Origin of the sequence: Cognatazoarcus halotolerans, assembly GCF_009800965.1 — a bacterium.
Classification (GTDB): domain Bacteria; phylum Pseudomonadota; class Gammaproteobacteria; order Burkholderiales; family Rhodocyclaceae; genus Cognatazoarcus; species Cognatazoarcus halotolerans.
The window spans coordinates 478,276-497,046 of the sequence record NZ_WUAF01000001.1 but is presented as its reverse complement, the minus strand read 5'-3'; the positions used below and the strand labels follow the sequence as shown (position 1 = coordinate 497,046).

Below are 18,771 nucleotides of genomic sequence, written 5' to 3'. Positions count from 1 at the left end.
TCATGAAAGCGAGCGAACTCCGCGCCAAAGGCGCGACAGAACTCAACAAGGAGTTGCTTGATCTGTTGAAGGCGCAGTTCAGCCTGCGCATGCAGCATGCAACTCAGCAGCTCGGCAATCCCGGTCAGCTGAAGACGGTACGCAGGGACATCGCGCGGGTGCGCATGGTCCTGGCTGAGAAGGCGGTGCAGAAATGACTGAGCAGATCGAAGCAGGTTCGTGCACACGCAGCCTCGTTGGGCGCGTGGTGAGCGACAAGATGGAAAAGACGGTGACCGTGGTGGTCGAGCGTCGAGTGAAGCACCCGCTGTACGGCAAGGTGATCACTCGTAGTGCGAAATACCACGCACATGTCGAGGATGGCAGCGCGTCCGAAGGCGACCTGGTGGAGATCACGGAATGCCGCCCGATCTCCAAGACGAAAGCCTGGAAGGTTACGCGCGTAGTCGAGAAGGCTCGCCTGGTCTGAGAAATTTTGACCGGTTGGAAGAAACTGCTTGGCAGGAAACTGCCAAGCAGTTATACTTTTAAGTCTTTGCGGCCCGTCCGGGTCGTGATCCTGCCCAGACGGGTTCCAAGACTGACCGCGCCGCGGATTAAGTTGGAGAGTTAATCAATGATTCAAATGCAGACTGTCCTTAACGTCGCCGACAACACCGGTGCGCGTTCTGTGATGTGCATCAAGGTGCTCGGCGGCTCCAAGCGGCGCTACGCAGGCATTGGCGACATCATCAAGGTGTCGATCAAGGATGCTGCGCCTCGTGGGCGAGTGAAAAAAGGTGATGTCTACAACGCTGTGGTGGTTCGTACTGCCAAAGGTGTTCGTCGTCCCGATGGTTCGCTCGTCAAGTTCGACGGCAATGCCGCTGTTTTGCTCAATACCAAGCTGGAGCCGATCGGCACCCGTATCTTCGGGCCGGTTACGCGTGAACTGCGTACCGAGCGCTTCATGAAGATCGTGTCCCTGGCGCCGGAAGTACTCTGAGGTTGGCGATGAACAAGATTCGTAAAGGTGACGAGGTTGTGATCCTCGCCGGCAAGGATCGGGGGCGTCGCGGTGCTGTCCTGCGTCGCGTCGATGATGAGCATGTTGTGGTTGAGGGAATCAATCGCGTAAAGAAACATGTTCGGCCCAATCCGATGAAGGGTCAGGTTGGTGGCATTGTCGAGAAAGAAATGCCGATCAATGTTTCCAACGTGGCGCTGTTCAATCCCGCAACGCAGAAGGCTGACCGTGTCGGCATCAAGGTGCTTGAGGATGGCCGTAAGGTTCGCTTCTTCAAGTCCAATGGCGAAGTGGTTGAGGCTTAAGGATAGACACAATGGCCCGCTTGCAAGATTTCTATAAGGAAACGGTTGTACCCCAGCTGCGCGAGCAGTTCGGCTACAAGTCCGTCATGGAAGTGCCCCGCATTACCAAGATCACGCTCAATATGGGTGTGGGTGAGGCGGTTGGCGACAAGAAGATTCTCGACAACGCGATCGGTGATATGACCAAGATTGCAGGTCAGAAGCCGGTTGCAACCAAGGCGCGCAAGTCGATCGCCGGTTTCAAGATTCGCGATGGCTATCCAATCGGTTGCATGGTGACGCTGCGTGGTCCGCGCATGTTCGAATTCTTCGATCGCCTGGTTACGGTCGCGATGCCGCGTATCCGTGACTTCCGCGGTATCGCGTCCAAGGGTTTTGATGGGCGTGGCAACTACAACCTCGGTGTGAAAGAGCAGATTATTTTTCCCGAGATTGAGTATGACAAGATCGACGCGCTTCGTGGCATGAACATCAGCATCACGACCACCGCGAAGTCCGATGAAGAAGCGCGCGCTCTGCTTGCCGCGTTCAAGTTCCCGTTCAAGAATTGAGGGTGATATGGCGAAACTGGCCCTGATCAACCGCGAGGAGAAGCGTGCCAAGCTGGCGGCGAAGTACGCTGCCAAGCGCACGGCGCTTGTCGCTCAGATCAATGACACCGGTCTTTCGGAAGAGGATCGTATGGCTGCGCGGCTGAAGCTGCAGCAGCTTCCGCGCAATGCAAGTCCGTCAAGGCAGCGCAATCGTTGCAACCTGACGGGCCGTCCGCGTGGTGTTTTTCGCAAGTTCGGTCTTTGCCGTAACAAGCTGCGCGAGATCGCATTCCGCGGCGAAGTTCCCGGCATGACCAAGGCGAGCTGGTAAGGAGAGAAATATGAGTATGTCCGATCCGATCGCCGATATGCTGACGCGCATCCGCAATGGTCAGCAGGCGCAGAAATCCACGGTCAGCATGCCGTCTTCGAAGCTGAAGATGGCCATTGCAAAGGTGCTCAAGGATGAAGGCTACATTGACGATTTTGCTGTTCGTGCAGAATCCGGCAAGCCTGAGCTTGATGTCGCCCTCAAGTACTATGCAGGTCGTCCGGTAATCGAGCGCATCGAGCGTGTGAGCCGTCCTGGTCTGCGCGTCTACAAGGGCAGTGGTGATCTGCCTCGTGTCATGAATGGCCTAGGGGTGGCGATTGTCTCGACCCCGAAAGGTGTGATGACAGATCGTGCAGCGCGTGCCAGCAGGGTTGGCGGCGAAGTGCTTTGCATCGTCGCATAAGGGAGGCTGAACAATGTCTCGTGTAGCAAAGAATCCGGTTGCGCTGCCGTCAGGTGTTGAGTTCAAGAATGATGGCGGCGTGATCTCGATCAAGGGGCCGCTCGGTACGCTGGTTCAGCGTGCGGTTCCGGCGGTAAGCGTCGAGCTCGAAGATGGCGCGGTGGTCTGTCGTGCTGTTGAGGGTGTTGCCAATGCAAACGCGTTGTCGGGTACCTATCGCGCACTGGTCAATAACATGGTTACCGGTGTTTCGAAGGGCTTTGAACGCAAGCTTACGCTCGTCGGCGTTGGCTATCGTGCTCAGGCCCAGGGCGACAAGCTCAATCTCACGCTCGGTTTCTCGCATCCGGTGGTGCATCAGATGCCTGCCGGTGTAAAGGTCGAAACACCTACCCAGACCGAGATCGTAATCAAGGGTACCGATAAGCAACAGGTCGGCCAGGTCGCTGCAGAGGTGCGCGCCTACCGGCAACCCGAGCCGTACAAGGGCAAGGGCGTCCGTTATTCGGACGAGGTTGTGGTGCTCAAGGAAACCAAGAAGAAGTAAGGGCTGGCACTCATGAACAAGAAAGTCGCACGTTTGCGCCGGGCACGTAAAACCCGTGCCAAGATCGCGGAACTGAAGGCTGTCCGTCTGACTGTCCATCGTTCCAACTGCCACATATACGCCCAGATTATCTCCGGTTGCGGTTCCAAGGTGCTCGCCGCGGCGTCCACCGTCGAAGCCGAAGTGCGTAGCCAGATTCCGAATGGCGGCAACGTCAAGGCTGCGGAATCCGTGGGCAAACTGATTGCCGAGCGCGCCAAGGCCGCGGGCATCGAGTCGGTGTCGTTTGACCGTGCCGGCTTCCACTATCACGGCCGGGTCAAGGCCTTGGCTGAAGCCGCTCGCGAAGGCGGCCTCAAGTTCTAAGCGAGGAAGGCAATGGCTAAGCAGCAAAGCAGGAAACCGCAGGTGGCCGATGAGCGTGACGACGGTCTGCGGGAAAAAATGGTGGCGATCAATCGCGTCACCAAGGTCGTGAAGGGTGGTCGCATCCTTGGTTTCGCGGCGCTGACGGTGGTCGGCGACGGCGATGGCGGTATCGGAATGGGCAAGGGCAAGGCGCGTGAAGTGCCGGTTGCCGTGCAGAAGGCAATGGACGAGGCTCGTCGCAAGCTGGTCAAGGTGTCGTTGAAGGGCGGCACGCTGCACCATACGGTGGTTGGTAAGCATGGCGCGGCCTCCGTGCTGATGCAGCCGGCCCCGAGCGGTACCGGCATCATCGCGGGCGGTCCGATGCGCGCGGTGTTCGAGGTGATGGGTGTTACCGACATCATCTGCAAGTGCCTGGGTTCGACCAACCCCTACAACGTGGTGCGTGCGACCCTGAATGGTCTGACCGCCGTGAATAGCCCGTCGGAGATTGCTGCCAAACGCGGCAAGTCCGTCGAAGAGATTCTGGGGTAAACGATGTCTGACAAGAAAGTTACAGTCACGCTCGTCAAGAGCGTGATCGGCACCAAGCAATCGCACCGGGCGACGGTCCGCGGGCTTGGCTTGCGCCGGCTGCACCAGACGGTGCAACTCGAAGATACGGCAGCGGTACGCGGCATGATCAACAAGGTTTCGTACCTGCTGAAGTGGGAGTCCTGAGATGAGACTGAATACCATCAAGCCGGCGGCGGGTGCCAAGTCGGCGGCCAAGCGTGTCGGTCGTGGAATTGGTAGTGGCCTCGGCAAAACCTGTGGTCGCGGTCACAAGGGGCAGAAGTCCCGCACCGGTGGATTCCACAAGACTGGTTTTGAGGGCGGCCAGATGCCGTTGCAACGTCGCTTGCCCAAGCGTGGCTTCGTGTCGCTGACCCGTGCTCGCAACGCGGAAGTTCGGCTTTCGGAACTTGCCCTGTTGCCTGTCGAGGATGTGGATCTTCTCGTCCTGAAGCAGGCTGGTCTTGTGGCTGGTGATGCACTGGCAGCGAAGGTTGTACTGTCGGGTGCGATCGACAAGAAGGTCAATCTCCGTGGTATCGGGGCGACCAAGGGGGCGCGTGCGGCCATTGAGGCAGCGGGCGGCTCGGTGGCGGCCGAATAAGGCACGAAGACGTGGCTAACCAGGCAGCAAAAGTCGGTAGCACCGGCAAGTTCGGCGATCTGAAAAACAGGTTGCTGTTCTTGCTGGGGGCGTTGATCGTCTACCGGATCGGCGCGCACATTCCTGTACCTGGCATCGATCCAGATCAGCTGGCACAGCTGTTTCAGTCGCAGCAAGGCGGCATCTTGGGCGTGTTCAACCTGTTTTCGGGTGGGGCGCTGTCGAGATTCACCATTTTTGCACTCGGGATCATGCCGTACATCTCTGCCTCGATCATCATGCAATTGATGACCGTGGCCAGTCCGCAGCTGGAAGCGCTGAAGAAAGAGGGTGAAGCTGGCCGGCGCAAGATTACCCAGTACACGCGCTACGGGACTGTCGCGCTGGCGCTCTTTCAGGCCTTCGGTATTGCTGTGGCGCTTGAGAGTCAGCCTGGACTTGTGCTCGATCCCGGGTTCATGTTCCGGCTTACAGCAGTCACGACGCTGGTTACTGGCACGATGTTCTTGATGTGGCTCGGTGAGCAGATTACCGAGCGCGGTGTCGGTAACGGCATCTCGATGATCATTTTTGCCGGCATTGCTGCAGGGCTCCCCAACGCGATCGGCGGGTTGTTTGAACTCGTACGTACCGGCGCGATGCATCCGGTCACTGCGTTGTTTATTTGTGTTCTGGTTGTCTTGGTGACGGCGGCAGTGGTGTTCGTGGAGCGTGGCCAACGTAAGATTCTGGTGAATTACGCGAAGAGGCAGGTCGGGAACAAGGTCTATGGTGGTCAGGCGTCGCACCTTCCGCTGAAACTCAACATGTCTGGCGTAATCCCACCGATTTTTGCATCGAGCATCATCCTGTTCCCGGCAACGTTGGGGCAGTGGTTCGGTGCTTCGGCGGGAATGGGGTGGTTGAAGGACATAGCTTCGACGCTTTCGCCTGGGCAACCAGTGTATGTGTTGGTGTACGCCGCGGCCATCGTGTTTTTCTGCTTTTTCTATACTGCGCTGGTCTTCAATGCGCGTGAGACTGCAGACAACCTGAAGAAGAGCGGGGCGTTCGTGCCGGGGATCAGGCCTGGTGAGCAGACGGCCCGCTATATCGACAGGATCCTGATGAGGCTGACGATGGCTGGTGCGGTCTACATCACGCTGGTTTGTCTGCTGCCCGAGTTTCTTATCCTGAAATGGAATGTGCCGTTCTATTTTGGAGGAACGTCCTTGTTGATCATCGTGGTCGTTACCATGGACTTCATGTCCCAGGTGCAGGCTTATGTGATGTCACATCAGTACGAAAGCTTGTTGAAGAAGGCGAACTTCAAGGGGGCGGGTCTGCCGCTGAGGTGAGTCGATGTCGAAGGAAGACATGATCGAGATGCAGGGTGAGGTTGAAGAAACCCTGCCAAACGCAACCTTCAGGGTTCGCCTCGAGAATGGGCATATGGTACTCGGCCATATATCCGGAAAAATGCGCATGCACTATATCCGCATTCTTCCTGGTGACAAGGTCACGGTCCAGCTAACGCCCTACGACCTCACGAAGGGTCGGATCGTGTTCCGGGCGAAGTAGTGGTACCAAGTTCAGTTTTTGGAGCAAGAAAATGAGAGTTCAAGCATCCGTAAAGCGGATCTGCCGTAACTGCAAAGTCATCCGTCGCAAAGGCGTGGTGCGAGTAATTTGTACCGACCCGCGCCACAAACAGCGTCAGGGTTGATCGGGTAGCCGTAATCGGTTAATATTTAACGTTTAGCTTTCTGGGGTGATCGAATGGCCCGCATTGCTGGGGTAAACATTCCCAACCACAAGCACACCGAAATCGCGCTCACCGCGATCTTTGGTATCGGTCGTACCCGCGCTCAAAAGATTTGTGATGCTGCGGGTGTGTCTCGTTCAGTCAAGATCAAGGATCTGACTGATTCTGACATGGAGCGGCTGCGCGAACAGGTTGGCAAGTTTGTGGTGGAAGGTGATCTTCGTCGCGAAGTGACGATGAGCATCAAGCGTCTGATGGATCTGGGTTGCTATCGTGGCGTGCGTCACCGCCGTGGTCTTCCGCTGCGTGGTCAGCGGACCCGTACGAATGCGCGTACCCGGAAAGGGCCGCGCAAGGCGATCGCCGGCAAGAAGTGATAGGAAAAACGAATGGTCAAGACTGCAGCTAAGGTTCGCAAGAAGGTCAAGAAGAACGTTGCCGAAGGCATCGTTCACGTTCACGCGAGCTTCAATAACACCATCATCACGATCACTGATCGCCAGGGTAACGCATTGTCGTGGGCGACTTCAGGTGGTGCAGGGTTCAAGGGTTCCCGTAAGAGCACTCCGTTTGCCGCTCAGGTGGCAGCCGAGGCCGCCGGGAAAGCCGCTCAAGAGTGCGGTGTCAAGAATCTTGAGGTTCGGATCAAGGGCCCTGGCCCGGGTCGAGAATCTGCGGTTCGTGCCCTGAATGCGCTGGGCATGAAAATCACCAGCATTACCGATATTACGCCTATTCCGCACAACGGCTGCCGTCCGCCGAAAAAGCGTCGTATCTGACAAGGAGTTGAGAAGTGGCTCGTAATCTTGATCCCAAGTGCCGTCAGTGCCGTCGCGAAGGGGAAAAACTCTTCCTGAAAGGCGAGAAGTGCTTTACTGACAAGTGCTCGATCGAACGTCGCGCGTATGCGCCTGGTCAGCATGGCCAAAAGTCCGGTCAGCGCCTGTCGGGCTATGGCGTGCAGCTCCGCGAGAAGCAAAAGATCCGTCGCCTTTACGGCGTTCTCGAGCGTCAGTTCCGCAAGGTCTATGCAGAAGCTGATCGTCGTAAAGGCCAAACCGGCGAGAACCTTCTGCAACTGCTTGAAGGCCGTCTTGATGCCGTTGCCTATCGTATGGGCTTTGGCGTGAGTCGTGCCGAAGCACGCCAGATTGTCCGTCACAACGGTGTTTTGGTGAACGGTCAACGGGTTAACATCCCCTCGTACACACTCCGTCCGGGTGACGTGGTTGAGCTGGCCGAACGCGTTCGGGGCCACCTCCGGGTGAAGGCTGCGCTTGAAGCAGCTGAATCGCGCGGTTTTCCGGAATGGATCGAGGTCGATGCAAAAGCCGGCAAGGGTACCTTCAAGGCTTACCCGCAACGCGCGGAACTCCCCGCTACAATCAACGAAGGTCTGGTCGTGGAACTCTACTCGCGTTAATTCGCGAGGTATCGAGTCGAACACAGATCCAAGGGAATGTCGATGCAAAGCAATGCTCTGCTGAAGCCCCGTATTATCGACGTACAGAACGTCTCCCCTGTTCACGCGAAAGTGACCATGGAGCCGTTTGAGCGGGGTTTTGGACACACGCTCGGGAATGCGCTTCGCCGTATTCTTTTGTCCTCGTTACCGGGCTACGCTCCGACCGAAGTTTCGATCGAGGGTGTGCTACATGAATATTCCACCCTGGATGGCGTACGGGAAGACATCGTCGACCTGCTGCTGAATCTCAAGGGCGTGGTTTTGAAGCTTCACAGCCGTTCCGAGGCTACGCTTCAGCTCAGCAAGAGCGGGGAAGGCGTGGTGACTGCGGCCGACATCGAGGCTACCCACGATGTCGAGATCATCAATCCGGACCACGTCATCGCGCATCTCGCGCCAGGCGGCAAGCTGGACATGCAGATCAAGGTCGAACAGGGGCGTGGTTACGTTCCGGGCAACGTGCGGACACCGGTTGGCGAAAACAAGGCAATCGGACACATCGTTCTGGATGCTTCGTTTAGTCCTGTTCGCCGGGTTAGCTATCTTGTTGAAAGCGCGCGTGTCGAACAACGTACTGACCTGGACAGGCTGGTTTTTGATATCGAGACCAACGGCTCGGCAGATCCGGAAGAGGCCATTCGGTATGCTGCGCGTGTGCTGATGGATCAGCTGTCGGTCTTTGCGGAGCTTGAAGGGACCCCGGCTGCGGTAGAGCAACCCAAGGCGCCGGCAATCGACCCAATCTTGCTGCGTCCGGTGGACGATCTCGAGCTTACGGTTCGCTCCGCGAACTGCCTCAAGGCAGAGAACATCTACTACATCGGCGATCTCATCCAGCGTACCGAAACGGAGTTGCTCAAGACGCCGAACCTCGGGCGGAAATCGCTCAACGAGATCAAGGAAGTGCTCGCGTCCCGTGGTTTGACGCTGGGCATGAAACTGGAAAATTGGCCGCCTGCCGGGCTCGAAAAGCTGGGCTGATTCGGCGGATAGACGAATAAAGGAACGAACATGCGTCACCGTCACGGTCTTCGCAAACTTAACCGTACCAGCGCACATCGCCAGGCGATGCTGCGAAACATGACGAATTCCCTGCTTAAGCACGAGGTTATCAAGACCACGTTGCCTAAGGCGAAGGAGCTTCGTCGAGTGGTTGAGCCCATCATCACGCTTGGCAAGAAGCCCAGCCTCTCTAATCGCCGCCTTGCCTTCAGTCGGTTGCGCGATCGTGACATGGTCGTGAAGCTCTTTGACGAGCTTGGTCCGCGCTTCGCAAGTCGAAACGGTGGTTACCTGCGCATCCTGAAGTTTGGTTTTCGCCAAGGCGATAATGCGCCGATGGCACTGATCGAGCTTATGGATCGCCCGGAAGGTGGCGAAGTGGTTGAGGTTTCGGACGCCGATTAAGGGGCGTTGTCGATCGAATAGGAAACCGGGGCGTGCCCCGGTTTTTTTTCGACAAAACGTTCGTCTGAGATCGTTTGTGATGTTGGGGTGGCCCAGGCGTTCATCCTTGGCATCGCTTCATGAGTCCCGCAGGCGCTGTATCCGGCGACGATCCTGTTTTGTTGGACGCCCGTGTCGCGATTGCTCTGGTTCCGGTGCAAATCTGCGTAGTTCAGCCAGTGTCGCCCGGTTGGTGGCACTTTCGATCGTTTCCCGGTACAGCTGTTGGGCAACCGCCGCAGGACCTCGCAGCGCAGACAGGGCTAGCAGGATCAACGAGCGCGGCTCTCCGCCCACGGGAAGAGATATTTCGTCGCCAGGCATGACTGACGTTGCGCGCTTGGCCTTGACGCCATTTACCGTTACCCGACCTGCATCGATCTGCGCGCTTGCAAGACTTCTTGTCTTGAAGAATCGGGCAGCCCATAGCCATTTGTCGAGGCGCATCCGCGCATCCTGGGGCATCCTTTACTCCTTCACCGGGCGCTTCTGAAGCTTGCGTTGGAGGGTTCTGCGGTGCATCTTGAGCGCTCGCGCAGTTGCGGAAACGTTTCCCTGTTGTTCGGAAAGCACTCGCTGTATGTGCTCCCACTCGAGGCGTTCTACGCTCATCGGCTGCGCTGGAGGCTGCTCATCGGGTACTGTGGGGTAGCGTCCAAGTGCTAGGAGGATACTGTCAACGTCCGCGGGTTTCGCAAGGTAGTTGTGGGCACCGAGTTTGACTGCTTCGACTGCGGTTGCGATGCTTGCGTATCCGGTTAAGACGAGGATGCGGCAGTAAGGGCTCGCATCCATCAAGGGTTTCAGGAGTGCCAAGCCCGATTGTCCGTTCAGATTAAGGTCAAGTACAGCCATTTCAGGTTGGAACTGCTTTGCAAGGCCGAGCGCCTCGTCAGGTGTTTGTGCGGCATGAACCCGGAGGTTTCGCTGCTCCAAGGCACGAGCGAGGATGCGGTTGAAAACGGGATCGTCATCGACAACGAGGATTTGGGGGTTCCTGTCAGGCATGGGGGGATTCGACCGGGAGTGTAATCGTCGCAACGGTTCCACGAGAGGTGGCGAACGAGAAATCAAGATGTCCGTTTGCACGTTCGATACTCGCTCGCGAGAGTACCAGGCCTATTCCCAGGCCGCGCTTAGGGTTTTCGCTCGATGCTCCGATCGTGCCGTCGAAGCCGCTCCCTTCGTCGATGACAGATATCTCGAGGGTGCTCGGCGTGGGAAGGCGGGCTTCTACCCTGACCGGTGCGCTTGACGCGTCCGCAGCGTTGTTGATGATGTTGAGTAAGGCATGCTCGACGTTTGCATCAAAGGTGGCCTCGATCTCTGCGAGCTCTTCGGTTAGAGCGAGCCGAACTGATGCCTCGGGACGTAGAACCTGCCATCTTGAGCAAAGCTTGCGGAGCCAGCTTCCGATGTCTTCACTTGGACTTTCGGCTGCACGTGGCAATCCGGCTTGCTGGGTGAGTCTGGTAAGGATGTTCTTACAGTTCTTCACTTGGGTGCGCATCATGTCTAGATCCTCCCTTGCTTGTGCAGAGTGCTCGGGGGTGCGGAGTTGCTCGCCGATCAGCACCGCGAGAGTGCCGAGTGGGGTGCCAAGTTCATGCGCGGCTCCGGCTGCCAGGCTTCCAAGGGCCAGGATCCGCTCGTCGCGGAGCGCCCGTTCGCGGGCTTGGGCAAGGGCGAGATCCCTTGAGCGGATGGCGGCCGTCATGCGGACGATGTAGAACGTGATCAAGGCAGCGGAAATCGAGAAGGTCAGCCACATCCCGGCAAGGTGCCAGTTGATCGCTAGTGCGGAGTCATAGACGTCAAGTGGGCGGTGATATTCCCACAACAATGTGTATGCTCCGATCGCAGTTCCAGCGAGGGCCCACGCGTGCGTTGCCGGCAACATCGCCGCACCAATTGCGACAGGGGGGAGCAGAATCGAGATTGCCGGATTCGTGGCGCCACCGCTGTAATAGAGGAAAGCGCTCCAACCGGCGAGATCAATGCTCAGGTGGATCCAGGTTTCGAGCGACGTGATCGGGAGCGCTCGTCGGTTCGGTGCGATCCCGAATAGCGAAGCCAGGGCAAGAATGCCGATGACCACCAGGAGAGGTGTCGCCGGCAGCGGTATTGCCAGCAAAGCCGGAACGAGGATGATCAGCGACAGCATTGCCGCGATCGAGAGCAACCTCAGCGTGAGTAGCCTGTTGCGAGTTCGGTCCCGAATGATAGGTATCGTTTTCATGTGTCGTTGCGATATGCCAGCCTGTGTGGCTCTACAGATAATATCGTCTGACAGGTCAAGGCCAATGCCTCCAATCGTGGGTGGACCATGCGACATAATGCCGCAACCCGCTTCAGGGCATTCAGCTTAAGATTTCCGGTTTCCACTCTTGGGGTGACTCAAATGCGCTTTAGGATGCTTGTTGGGGGAATTGTCGGGCTGGTGGTCGTCGGTAGTGTCTCCGCGGCAGATCTGGCTATCAGCAGCCCGTGGGTGCGTGGCACAGTTCCTGCGCAGAAGGCTACTGGTGCGTTCATGACCCTTTCCAGCAAGGCCGGCGTAAGGATCGTCGGTGCTTCGAGTCCGGCCGCGGGGGTGACCGAGCTGCATTCTATGGTCGTGGAGAATGGGGTCATGAAGATGCGTCCGATCGAGTCGCTCGCCGTTCCGGCTGGTGGATCGGTAGAACTCAAACCGGGCGGCTATCATGTCATGCTGATGCAACTGAAGGGGCCCGTGACTGAGGGCTCGACTGTCCCGATCACCCTCATGGTGGAAGGTGCCGACAAGAAGATCGAAGCCGTATCGGTAGATGCTCCTGCGCAGTCCCTTTCAGCCACGGGCGCAGTGATGAAGCACGAAGGCATGCATATGTCGCATTGAGAAGGCCGGCTTCATGGCCAGGCAGATCACGATCTTGCTGACTCCGCGGTATCATCGGCGGCGTTAGCGAAATCCTTGCAGGAGCTGCCGCATGAGTCTGGTGCTAGTGACCGGGGGCGCCGGTTACATTGGAACGCATACCTGTGTAGAACTGATGGCGGCCGGGCACGAAGTCGTGGTGGTCGACAATTTCAGCAACAGCAAACCCGAAGCGTTGCGCCGAGTAGTCGAGATTACCGGTCACGAGCTTGCCGGCAAGCACTGCGCGGATGTGCGGGACCGGGCGGCCTTGAGCGAAATTTTTGGTCGGTATCCGATCGATGCCGTGATTCATTTTGCGGCGCTCAAGGCCGTGGGGGAATCCGTCAGGGTCCCCCTTGCTTACTACGATAACAATATTGCTGGCACCGTGGCGTTGGCTGACATCATGGGTCAGAAGGGCGTCAAGGCTCTTGTCTTCAGTTCCTCTGCCACTGTATACGGCGATCCGGCGAGCGTGCCGATCCGAGAGAGCTTTCCGACTTCGCCGACCAACCCATACGGGCGGACGAAGTGGATGATGGAGTACGTGCTGCAGGACGTGGCTGCGGCAGATCCGGAGTGGCGAATTGCGTTGCTTCGATACTTCAACCCGGTTGGCGCGCATCCGAGCGGCCGAATCGGCGAGGACCCGAACGGAATACCGAACAATCTGCTGCCCTTTGTCAGCCAAGTGGCCGTGGGGCGGTTGGATAGACTGCAGGTCTTCGGTGACGATTACCCGACGTCCGATGGCACAGGGGTGCGGGATTATATTCATGTGATGGATCTGGCTCAGGGGCACGTCCGCGCGGTTGAGCGGCTTGCCGAACGGACTGGTGTCATGACGCTCAATCTGGGAACAGGGCGCGGATATAGCGTGATCGAAATGGTGAGGGCTTTCGAGCGTGCGAGCGGCCGTCTCGTACCATACCAGATCGCGCCGCGGCGGCCTGGGGACATTGCCCAGTGCTGGGCAGATCCCGCCTTGGCCGAAACGGAGTTGGGTTGGCGGGCCGACCGGGGCATCGATGCCATGTGCGAGGATGCGTGGCGCTGGCAATCGGCGAATCCGAACGGCTATCCCGATTGCTGACATGGCCCGACCGCAAGGGCACCGTTCGTTGCGTTGCGGTATGCTGGGGTCACCACAAACATCGATACAGGTGTTGGTGATTGGTCTGCTCCCGGGTTTCGGCTGGGCATTGCCCACCCATCGGCCCGGCCATATCAACAGAGAGACAGCATGCAGGGCTCCTTTCTTCCCGCCTGGCCGTTGGAGATCAATGGCTTTGTAGCCTTCAGTTTACTGATCTTGTCCGGCCTGCTTGGCGGACGGTTGGCGCAGCGCACCGGCGTGCTGCCGCGGATTACGGGCTTCATCGTTATCGGCTTCGTGCTCGGCCCGAGCGTGGCGGGGCTGTTCAGCCACGAAATGCTCGCCGGATCACAGGTTTTCGTCGATATTGCGCTCGGCCTGATTCTCTTTCAGCTCGGTCGCCTGCTCGATGTAGAACTTGCGTGGCACGAACGGCCGTTGCTTGCAGCATCCGTATTGGAGTCCGCTCTGTCATTTGCTGCGATTTACACGGTGCTGGCTTGGTTGGGGCTGACGCCGATTCACGCTGCGCTGGCGGCAGCCATCGGTATTTCGTCATCCCCTGCGGTAGTGCTGCTGGTCGTCAAGGAGCTTGGGGCCAAGGGGCCGATGACGGATCGGACCCTGATGCTGGTCGCGCTGAACAACATCCTTTCCTTTCTCGTCTTTACCGCGCTGTTGCCGCTCGTCCACTATGCGGTGCACAAATCGAGCTGGACACAATCCCTGCTGGCTCCCGGGTATGTGCTGCTGATCTCCATACTGGTAGCGGTGGCGCTCGCATGGTTGTTGCTCGGTCTCGCGTCGGTCCTGCCGCGTGACGAGATGACTCAGTTCGTGTTGGTCATCGGCATGATCGTCGGTGCAGTGGGCCTCGCGAAGTTGCTGAACGGCTCATCTTTGCTCACGCTGCTGGCCCTCGGTCTGCTGGTGCATAACATGGATGGCAAGGAAGTGTTGCTGCCCGTTGATTTTGGCAAGGGGGCCGAGCTGTTCTTCGTTATCCTGTTCGTTGTCGCCGGGGCAAAGTTGCATGTTGGCGATCTCGCCACCGCGGGTCTGAGTGCCGTCGCTTTCGTTGTGGCGAGGTTTCTCGGCAAGAGCATCGGCGTGATGGCGCTGTGCTCGGGCGAGATGTCCACGCGTCAGGCCGGCCTGACGGGACTTACGCTGGTGCCTATGGCCGGGATGGCGATTGGTTTGACGCAGACACTCACCGATTCGTTTCCGGGGTATGCCGAAACGCTTGCCGCGATCGTTCTTGGAGCGATCGCAATCCTTGAGACCTTCGGGCCGGTGTCTACCGAATACGCGCTCAAGCGCAGTGGAGAGGTCGATTCGGGGGCGAGCGTGCAACACTGAGCGGGCCGGCTTGAGCCGGTGCCGGCGGTCAGTAGTCAGAAGGGGGATTCATGCGCAGCGTGCTGTTGACCATTCTTGCCGTTCTTGGTGGCGTTTTCGCAATCCAGAACGTTGCCCCGGTGCCCATTACCTTTGTCGTCTGGCATGCCGAAACCTATCTGGCGGTTGCGATTCTGGGGGCCTTGCTGCTGGGTTTCCTGATCGGTGCGATCACCGTATTGCCTTGGGGCATTCGGGCGCGGAAGGATGCGAAAGGCGCTCACAAGCGGTTGGCAGCGCTAGAAGCGCGCACCGGCACGCCTGGCGCTCCTTCGCCGACGACATCGGGTACGGTTGCTGATGGTTCAGACTGAACCCGCGATGCTGATTCCAAGAGCGCGGAGCTCGGGCGGGAGCGCGAAGTTGTCGATCCGGAACGCGGTGAAGCTGGAACGGGTAAGGAGGTATCGTGAGTGGAGTAATTCAGAGCGGGGCGGTCAATGTTCTTGGCGAGCCTTTGCTCGCCTGTTCCTACGCGCCATTGACGGGATTCTTTCGCACGGGATGCTGCGAATCAACGCCCGATGATCCGGCGCGTCATCTCGTGTGCGCAAAGATGACCGAGGCGTTTCTCACGTTCTCCAGATTGCGCGGCAACGATCTAAGCACGCCGCGGCCCGAGTATCGATTTGCGGGACTCAAGCCTGGAGATCGTTGGTGTCTGTGCGCGGTACGCTGGCTCGAAGCGTACGAGGCGGGCGCAGCGCCACTGGTGGTGCTGGCTGCGACTCACCGTGATGCCCTGAAGATCATCACGCTCGACGCACTGCGCAGACATGCGGCCGATTGAGACGGCCGGCTGCCAAGACTACCAGTCGCGCCTGATGCGGTTCCGGTACTGCACGTCATGCGGCAACCGTGGCTGCATTTGCTCTAGCCCCTTGAGGAGTTGCTGGGCTGCCTCGTCGATCAGCTCTGCGGGAAGCAAGGGCAATTCACTTGGTCGTGCGAGAGATTTCGCCAGGTTCCGGGCCTGCCGTTTGCGCATGAATTCGTCGCTGGGCAGGTAAACCGCCAATTCGCTGCGCTCGAGCAAGGCCAGGAACTTCAGTCTGCTTTCGATGCGGTGCAGATACCTTTCGCGCGCTTCTTCCGGAGTGGCCATTGATGGACCTCCATCCCGTGATTTGTTCGAGACTATCACCAAAGAGGTATGTGGAGGGCGCCGTTTGCCAGTCCGGCACCGCCGCTCGCCAGTTCAGGACTGGAGTCGCGAGGCGAGAAGCGGGGCCAGATAGTGCCCCGTGTGTGACTCCGCGGTGACCACGATCGTCTCGGGCGTGCCGCAGGCCACGATCCGGCCGCCTCCGCCGCCGCCCTCGGGGCCGAGATCGATGATCCAGTCGGCGGTCTTGATGACGTCGAGGTTGTGCTCGATCACGATGACTGTGTTGCCATGGTCACGCAGCCGCTGCAGCACTTTGAGCAGCATCTCGATGTCGGCGAAATGAAGGCCTGTGGTCGGTTCGTCGAGGATGTACAGCGTGCGGCCTGTGTCGCGTTTCGAGAGTTCGAGTGCGAGCTTTACCCGCTGCGCCTCGCCGCCGGAGAGCGTCGTTGCGCTTTGACCCAGGCGGATATAGCCGAGGCCGACGTCGGCCAGGGTTTCGAGTTTTCGGGCGACTGCGGGGACCGCGGAGAAAAACGCCAGCGCCTGTTCAACCGTCATTTCGAGTACTTCGAAAATGGTCCGTCCCTTGTATCGAATTTCGAGCGTTTCACGGTTGTAGCGTTTGCCATGACAGACATCGCAGGGAACGTACATGTCCGGCAGAAAATGCATTTCGACCTTGATCAGCCCGTCCCCCTGACAGGCCTCGCAGCGCCCGCCCTTTACATTGAAGCTGAAACGTCCCGGTCCATAGCCGCGACCCTTCGCATCGGGCACGCCCGCGAAAAGCTCGCGGATTGGTGTCATCAGCCCGGTATATGTGGCGGGATTGGAGCGTGGCGTACGGCCGATCGGGGACTGGTCTACGTTGATGACCTTGTCGAAAAAGGCCAGGCCATCGATTTCGCGGTGCGGCGCCGGGTCCAGGTTGGAGCCATAGAGGTGTCGTGCAGCGACCGCGTACAGCGTGTCATTGATGAGAGTGGACTTTCCCGAGCCGGAGACGCCCGTGACGCAGGTGAGCAGTCCCACAGGTAGGTCCACGTCGATCGACTTCAGGTTGTTTCCTGCCGCGCCCCGGATCCGCAGCTGTCGCTCCGGTAGCGGTGGCGTACGCGTCTCGGGAATGGCAATCGACCTGCGCCCTGAAAGAAAGGCGCCGGTGAGTGACGCCGCACTCGCAGCGATGTCACCCGGCAAGCCCTCCGCGATTACCTGGCCGCCGTGCACACCTGCGCCGGGGCCCATGTCGACCACGTGATCGGCCGCGCGGATGGCGTCTTCGTCGTGTTCGACCACGATCACGGTGTTGCCCATGTCGCGCAGGCGTTTGAGTGTATCGAGCAGGCGGTCGTTGTCTCGCTGGTGCAGGCCGATCGAGGGTTCGTCGAGCACGTACATCACGCCGGTGAGGCCCGAGCCGATCTGGCTGGCCAGGCGGATGCGCTGCGCCTCGCCACCGGAGAGCGTGTCCGCCGAGCGGTCGAGGGTCAGGTAGTCGAGGCCGACATTGATCAGGAATTGCAGGCGGCTGGAAATCTCCGAAACGATCTTGTCGGCAACCTGGGCGCGGTGTCCGCTGAGTCGGAGCTGGTCGAAGAAAGCCCGGCAGCTGGCCAGCGGAAGCGCGCTCACCTGGGGCAGGTTGCGCTGGCCGACCCTGACGTATCGCGCTTCACTGCGCAGGCGGGTCCCCTCGCAGGCGGGGCAGGCATGGGTGGCACGGTATTTCGATAGTTCCTCGCGCACCGCAATCGAATCGGTTTCGCGGTAGCGCCGCTCGAGGTTGGGGATGATGCCCTCGAAGCTGTGCTCCTTCAGTGTCATCCGCCCGGCGTCGGAGAGGTAGCGGAAGGCGACCTTGGTCTTTCCCGAGCCGTACAGGACCACGTTGCGAATGTCTTCGGAAAGTTCGGCAAAGATGGTGTCGATGTCGAACTTGTAGTGCTGGGCGAGGCTCGACAGCATCTGGAAGTAGAACTGGTTGCGCCGGTCCCAGCCGCGGATCGCGCCAGAGGCAAGAGACAGGTCCGGGTGGGCGACGACGCGGGCCGGATCGAAAAAGTCCACGATGCCGAGGCCGTCGCATTTCGGGCAAGCGCCGGCCGGGTTGTTGAAGGAGAACAGCCGCGGCTCGAGTTCGGCGAGCGCGAAGCTGCACACCGGGCAGGCGAAACGGGCCGAGAAAAGATGCTCGGTCCCACTGTCCATTTCGACAGCCAGGGCACGCCCCTCCGCATGGGCCAGTGCGGTCTCGAAGCTTTCGGCGAGCCGTTGGCGCGATTCGGGGCGCACCTTGAGCCGGTCGATGACGACGTCGATGTCGTGGCGGATGTTCTTGTCGAGCTTCGGCAGCGCGTCGATTTCATGGATCTCGCCGTCCACGCGGATACGAACAAAGCCCTGGGCGCGCAACTCGCCGATCAGGTCGAGCTGTTCGCCCTTGCGGCCCGCCACCACCGGGGCGAGGATCATCAGCCGGGTGTCTTCGGGCAGTGCCAGTACGGTATCCACCATCTGCGATACGCTCTGCGCTTCCAGCTGGTGCTCCGGATGGTCCGGGCAATGGGGCGTGCCGGCGCGGGCGAAGAGCAGGCGCAGGTAGTCGTGAATCTCGGTGACGGTGCCGACCGTCGAGCGTGGATTGTGGCTGGTGGCCTTCTGCTCGATCGAGATTGCGGGTGAAAGGCCCTCGATCAGGTCGACGTCGGGTTTCTCCATGAGCTGCAGAAACTGGCGGGCGTAGGCCGACAGCGATTCAACGTATCTGCGCTGGCCTTCGGCATACAGTGTGTCGAAGGCCAACGACGACTTGCCCGAGCCCGACAACCCGGTGATTACCGTCAGCCGGTCGCGCGGAATATCGAGGCTGATGTTCTTGAGATTGTGGGTGCGGGCGCCGCGAATCCTGATGTAATCCATGTGTCCGACGGGTGCGGTGAGCAACCTG

At 59.1% G+C, this 18,771-nt stretch carries 30 protein-coding genes; 25 read left to right on the top strand and 5 right to left on the bottom strand.

Translation table 11 applies throughout. The annotated features are described in order from the left end of the window. The first annotated feature begins 2 nt into the window (after positions 1-2). The 20 genes from rpmC to rplQ all read left to right on the top strand — a co-directional run bounded on the left by rpmC (position 3) and on the right by rplQ (position 9,272). Positions 3-197, top strand: coding sequence for a 50S ribosomal protein L29 (rpmC, locus tag GQB03_RS02360; protein WP_159683668.1), 195 nt, complete (start codon positions 3-5; stop codon positions 195-197). Beyond that, positions 194-469, top strand: a complete 276-nt coding sequence (rpsQ, locus tag GQB03_RS02355) for a 30S ribosomal protein S17 (protein ID WP_159683665.1) — start codon at positions 194-196, stop codon at positions 467-469. Before rpmC ends, rpsQ begins: the two co-directional genes overlap by 4 nt. A 147-nt stretch (positions 470-616) precedes the next feature. Next, the gene (gene rplN / locus GQB03_RS02350) at positions 617-985 is read left to right on the top strand and encodes a 50S ribosomal protein L14 (protein WP_159683662.1); all 369 of its coding nucleotides are present in this window, start codon (positions 617-619) and stop codon (positions 983-985) included. A gap of 8 nt (positions 986-993) precedes the next feature. Continuing rightward, positions 994-1,311: a 50S ribosomal protein L24 gene (gene rplX / locus GQB03_RS02345; protein ID WP_159683659.1), complete on the top strand. Its 318-nt coding sequence runs from the start codon at positions 994-996 to the stop codon at positions 1,309-1,311. Positions 1,312-1,322: 11 nt separating this feature from the next. Further along, the gene (rplE, locus tag GQB03_RS02340; RefSeq protein WP_159683656.1) at positions 1,323-1,862 is read left to right on the top strand and encodes a 50S ribosomal protein L5; all 540 of its coding nucleotides are present in this window, start codon (positions 1,323-1,325) and stop codon (positions 1,860-1,862) included. Positions 1,863-1,869: 7 nt separating this feature from the next. Next, positions 1,870-2,175, top strand: coding sequence for a 30S ribosomal protein S14 (gene rpsN, locus GQB03_RS02335; protein ID WP_159684090.1), 306 nt, complete (start codon positions 1,870-1,872; stop codon positions 2,173-2,175). A gap of 10 nt (positions 2,176-2,185) precedes the next feature. Continuing rightward, the gene (gene rpsH, locus GQB03_RS02330) at positions 2,186-2,581 is read left to right on the top strand and encodes a 30S ribosomal protein S8 (protein WP_159683653.1); all 396 of its coding nucleotides are present in this window, start codon (positions 2,186-2,188) and stop codon (positions 2,579-2,581) included. Positions 2,582-2,594: 13 nt separating this feature from the next. Then, positions 2,595-3,128: a 50S ribosomal protein L6 gene (rplF, locus tag GQB03_RS02325; protein ID WP_159683650.1), complete on the top strand. Its 534-nt coding sequence runs from the start codon at positions 2,595-2,597 to the stop codon at positions 3,126-3,128. A 12-nt stretch (positions 3,129-3,140) separates the two neighbouring features. Next, a complete protein-coding gene (gene rplR, locus GQB03_RS02320) occupies positions 3,141-3,494 on the top strand; it encodes a 50S ribosomal protein L18 (protein ID WP_159683647.1) in 354 nt (117 codons plus the stop codon). 12 nt (positions 3,495-3,506) lie between these two features. After that, positions 3,507-4,031, top strand: a complete 525-nt coding sequence (rpsE, locus tag GQB03_RS02315; RefSeq protein ID WP_159683644.1) for a 30S ribosomal protein S5 — start codon at positions 3,507-3,509, stop codon at positions 4,029-4,031. A 3-nt stretch (positions 4,032-4,034) separates the two neighbouring features. Next, positions 4,035-4,217, top strand: a complete 183-nt coding sequence (rpmD, locus tag GQB03_RS02310) for a 50S ribosomal protein L30 (protein WP_159683641.1) — start codon at positions 4,035-4,037, stop codon at positions 4,215-4,217. 1 nt (position 4,218) lies between these two features. Further along, a complete protein-coding gene (rplO, locus tag GQB03_RS02305) occupies positions 4,219-4,656 on the top strand; it encodes a 50S ribosomal protein L15 (RefSeq protein ID WP_159683638.1) in 438 nt (145 codons plus the stop codon). A gap of 11 nt (positions 4,657-4,667) precedes the next feature. Beyond that, entirely contained in the window at positions 4,668-5,993 is a 1,326-nt protein-coding gene (gene secY / locus GQB03_RS02300; RefSeq protein WP_159683636.1) for a preprotein translocase subunit SecY, read from the top strand. A 4-nt stretch (positions 5,994-5,997) separates the two neighbouring features. After that, entirely contained in the window at positions 5,998-6,216 is a 219-nt protein-coding gene (gene infA / locus GQB03_RS02295) for a translation initiation factor IF-1 (RefSeq protein ID WP_159683633.1), read from the top strand. A 31-nt stretch (positions 6,217-6,247) separates the two neighbouring features. After that, on the top strand, positions 6,248-6,361 hold the full coding sequence (gene rpmJ / locus GQB03_RS02290; RefSeq protein ID WP_159683631.1) for a 50S ribosomal protein L36: 114 nt from the start codon (positions 6,248-6,250) through the stop codon (positions 6,359-6,361). Between the two features lie 53 nt (positions 6,362-6,414). Next, on the top strand, positions 6,415-6,777 hold the full coding sequence (gene rpsM / locus GQB03_RS02285; RefSeq protein ID WP_159683628.1) for a 30S ribosomal protein S13: 363 nt from the start codon (positions 6,415-6,417) through the stop codon (positions 6,775-6,777). 12 nt (positions 6,778-6,789) lie between these two features. Beyond that, complete coding sequence (gene rpsK, locus GQB03_RS02280) at positions 6,790-7,179, top strand: 30S ribosomal protein S11 (RefSeq protein ID WP_159683625.1); 390 nt, start codon at positions 6,790-6,792, stop codon at positions 7,177-7,179. A 14-nt stretch (positions 7,180-7,193) separates the two neighbouring features. After that, positions 7,194-7,823: a 30S ribosomal protein S4 gene (gene rpsD / locus GQB03_RS02275; protein ID WP_159683622.1), complete on the top strand. Its 630-nt coding sequence runs from the start codon at positions 7,194-7,196 to the stop codon at positions 7,821-7,823. Positions 7,824-7,865: 42 nt separating this feature from the next. After that, on the top strand, positions 7,866-8,846 hold the full coding sequence (locus tag GQB03_RS02270) for a DNA-directed RNA polymerase subunit alpha (RefSeq protein ID WP_159684087.1): 981 nt from the start codon (positions 7,866-7,868) through the stop codon (positions 8,844-8,846). Between the two features lie 30 nt (positions 8,847-8,876). After that, positions 8,877-9,272 carry a 50S ribosomal protein L17 gene (rplQ, locus tag GQB03_RS02265; protein ID WP_159683620.1) on the top strand — a complete coding sequence of 132 codons (396 nt, stop codon included), beginning with the start codon at positions 8,877-8,879 and terminating at the stop codon, positions 9,270-9,272. A 117-nt stretch (positions 9,273-9,389) separates the two neighbouring features. On the opposite strand, the gene GQB03_RS02260 is transcribed toward rplQ, so the two are convergent. The 3 genes from GQB03_RS02260 to GQB03_RS02250 are packed head-to-tail and all read right to left on the bottom strand — an operon-like array spanning position 9,390 to position 11,550. Beyond that, on the bottom strand, positions 9,390-9,758 hold the full coding sequence (locus tag GQB03_RS02260) for an RNA-binding S4 domain-containing protein (RefSeq protein WP_235026904.1): 369 nt from the start codon (positions 9,756-9,758) through the stop codon (positions 9,390-9,392). A 21-nt stretch (positions 9,759-9,779) separates the two neighbouring features. Then, complete coding sequence (locus GQB03_RS02255) at positions 9,780-10,319, bottom strand: response regulator transcription factor (RefSeq protein WP_159683615.1); 540 nt, start codon at positions 10,317-10,319, stop codon at positions 9,780-9,782. Next, positions 10,312-11,550, bottom strand: a complete 1,239-nt coding sequence (locus GQB03_RS02250; protein ID WP_235026903.1) for an ATP-binding protein — start codon at positions 11,548-11,550, stop codon at positions 10,312-10,314. Before GQB03_RS02250 ends, GQB03_RS02255 begins: the two co-directional genes overlap by 8 nt. A gap of 87 nt (positions 11,551-11,637) precedes the next feature. Between GQB03_RS02250 and GQB03_RS02245 the strand changes: the two genes are divergently transcribed. From GQB03_RS02245 to GQB03_RS02225, 5 genes are all read left to right on the top strand, one after another. Beyond that, complete coding sequence (locus GQB03_RS02245; RefSeq protein ID WP_327515940.1) at positions 11,638-12,192, top strand: copper chaperone PCu(A)C; 555 nt, start codon at positions 11,638-11,640, stop codon at positions 12,190-12,192. Between the two features lie 91 nt (positions 12,193-12,283). Beyond that, positions 12,284-13,306 (top strand): UDP-glucose 4-epimerase GalE, encoded by a 1,023-nt coding sequence (gene galE, locus GQB03_RS02240; protein WP_159683609.1) that lies wholly within the window; start codon positions 12,284-12,286, stop codon positions 13,304-13,306. Positions 13,307-13,456: 150 nt separating this feature from the next. Next, positions 13,457-14,671 (top strand): cation:proton antiporter, encoded by a 1,215-nt coding sequence (locus tag GQB03_RS02235; protein WP_159683606.1) that lies wholly within the window; start codon positions 13,457-13,459, stop codon positions 14,669-14,671. Positions 14,672-14,721: 50 nt separating this feature from the next. Then, the gene (locus GQB03_RS02230; RefSeq protein WP_159683604.1) at positions 14,722-15,024 is read left to right on the top strand and encodes a LapA family protein; all 303 of its coding nucleotides are present in this window, start codon (positions 14,722-14,724) and stop codon (positions 15,022-15,024) included. 95 nt (positions 15,025-15,119) lie between these two features. Continuing rightward, positions 15,120-15,500 (top strand): DUF2237 family protein, encoded by a 381-nt coding sequence (locus tag GQB03_RS02225; protein ID WP_235026902.1) that lies wholly within the window; start codon positions 15,120-15,122, stop codon positions 15,498-15,500. An 18-nt stretch (positions 15,501-15,518) separates the two neighbouring features. Here GQB03_RS02225 and GQB03_RS02220 read toward each other — a convergent pair whose 3' ends face one another. Next, positions 15,519-15,815, bottom strand: coding sequence for a hypothetical protein (locus GQB03_RS02220; RefSeq protein ID WP_159683601.1), 297 nt, complete (start codon positions 15,813-15,815; stop codon positions 15,519-15,521). Between the two features lie 93 nt (positions 15,816-15,908). Then, on the bottom strand, positions 15,909-18,743 hold the full coding sequence (gene uvrA / locus GQB03_RS02215) for an excinuclease ABC subunit UvrA (RefSeq protein ID WP_159683599.1): 2,835 nt from the start codon (positions 18,741-18,743) through the stop codon (positions 15,909-15,911). Positions 18,744-18,771 lie beyond the last annotated feature (28 nt).

What these genes read in the sequence shown, in the direction of transcription:
- rplQ (WP_159683620.1), top strand. Translation starts at nt 8,877, where the DNA reads ATGCGTCACCGTCACGGTCTTCGCAAACTTAACCGTACCAGCGCACAT.
- rplX (WP_159683659.1), top strand. Translation starts at nt 994, where the DNA reads ATGAACAAGATTCGTAAAGGTGACGAGGTTGTGATCCTCGCCGGCAAG.
- infA (WP_159683633.1), top strand. Translation starts at nt 5,998, where the DNA reads ATGTCGAAGGAAGACATGATCGAGATGCAGGGTGAGGTTGAAGAAACC.
- GQB03_RS02230 (WP_159683604.1), top strand. Translation starts at nt 14,722, where the DNA reads ATGCGCAGCGTGCTGTTGACCATTCTTGCCGTTCTTGGTGGCGTTTTC.
- GQB03_RS02260 (WP_235026904.1), bottom strand. Translation starts at nt 9,758, where the DNA reads ATGCGCCTCGACAAATGGCTATGGGCTGCCCGATTCTTCAAGACAAGA.
- uvrA (WP_159683599.1), bottom strand. Translation starts at nt 18,743, where the DNA reads ATGGATTACATCAGGATTCGCGGCGCCCGCACCCACAATCTCAAGAAC.
- rpsQ (WP_159683665.1), top strand. Translation starts at nt 194, where the DNA reads ATGACTGAGCAGATCGAAGCAGGTTCGTGCACACGCAGCCTCGTTGGG.
- rpmD (WP_159683641.1), top strand. Translation starts at nt 4,035, where the DNA reads ATGTCTGACAAGAAAGTTACAGTCACGCTCGTCAAGAGCGTGATCGGC.
- GQB03_RS02235 (WP_159683606.1), top strand. Translation starts at nt 13,457, where the DNA reads ATGCAGGGCTCCTTTCTTCCCGCCTGGCCGTTGGAGATCAATGGCTTT.
- rplE (WP_159683656.1), top strand. Translation starts at nt 1,323, where the DNA reads ATGGCCCGCTTGCAAGATTTCTATAAGGAAACGGTTGTACCCCAGCTG.
- rplN (WP_159683662.1), top strand. Translation starts at nt 617, where the DNA reads ATGATTCAAATGCAGACTGTCCTTAACGTCGCCGACAACACCGGTGCG.
- GQB03_RS02250 (WP_235026903.1), bottom strand. Translation starts at nt 11,550, where the DNA reads ATGAAAACGATACCTATCATTCGGGACCGAACTCGCAACAGGCTACTC.
- rpmJ (WP_159683631.1), top strand. Translation starts at nt 6,248, where the DNA reads ATGAGAGTTCAAGCATCCGTAAAGCGGATCTGCCGTAACTGCAAAGTC.
- rplO (WP_159683638.1), top strand. Translation starts at nt 4,219, where the DNA reads ATGAGACTGAATACCATCAAGCCGGCGGCGGGTGCCAAGTCGGCGGCC.
- rpmC (WP_159683668.1), top strand. Translation starts at nt 3, where the DNA reads ATGAAAGCGAGCGAACTCCGCGCCAAAGGCGCGACAGAACTCAACAAG.
- GQB03_RS02245 (WP_327515940.1), top strand. Translation starts at nt 11,638, where the DNA reads ATGCGACATAATGCCGCAACCCGCTTCAGGGCATTCAGCTTAAGATTT.
- GQB03_RS02270 (WP_159684087.1), top strand. Translation starts at nt 7,866, where the DNA reads ATGCAAAGCAATGCTCTGCTGAAGCCCCGTATTATCGACGTACAGAAC.
- rpsN (WP_159684090.1), top strand. Translation starts at nt 1,870, where the DNA reads ATGGCGAAACTGGCCCTGATCAACCGCGAGGAGAAGCGTGCCAAGCTG.
- galE (WP_159683609.1), top strand. Translation starts at nt 12,284, where the DNA reads ATGAGTCTGGTGCTAGTGACCGGGGGCGCCGGTTACATTGGAACGCAT.
- rplR (WP_159683647.1), top strand. Translation starts at nt 3,141, where the DNA reads ATGAACAAGAAAGTCGCACGTTTGCGCCGGGCACGTAAAACCCGTGCC.
- rpsE (WP_159683644.1), top strand. Translation starts at nt 3,507, where the DNA reads ATGGCTAAGCAGCAAAGCAGGAAACCGCAGGTGGCCGATGAGCGTGAC.
- rpsH (WP_159683653.1), top strand. Translation starts at nt 2,186, where the DNA reads ATGAGTATGTCCGATCCGATCGCCGATATGCTGACGCGCATCCGCAAT.
- GQB03_RS02220 (WP_159683601.1), bottom strand. Translation starts at nt 15,815, where the DNA reads ATGGCCACTCCGGAAGAAGCGCGCGAAAGGTATCTGCACCGCATCGAA.
- rpsM (WP_159683628.1), top strand. Translation starts at nt 6,415, where the DNA reads ATGGCCCGCATTGCTGGGGTAAACATTCCCAACCACAAGCACACCGAA.
- rplF (WP_159683650.1), top strand. Translation starts at nt 2,595, where the DNA reads ATGTCTCGTGTAGCAAAGAATCCGGTTGCGCTGCCGTCAGGTGTTGAG.
- GQB03_RS02255 (WP_159683615.1), bottom strand. Translation starts at nt 10,319, where the DNA reads ATGCCTGACAGGAACCCCCAAATCCTCGTTGTCGATGACGATCCCGTT.
- rpsK (WP_159683625.1), top strand. Translation starts at nt 6,790, where the DNA reads ATGGTCAAGACTGCAGCTAAGGTTCGCAAGAAGGTCAAGAAGAACGTT.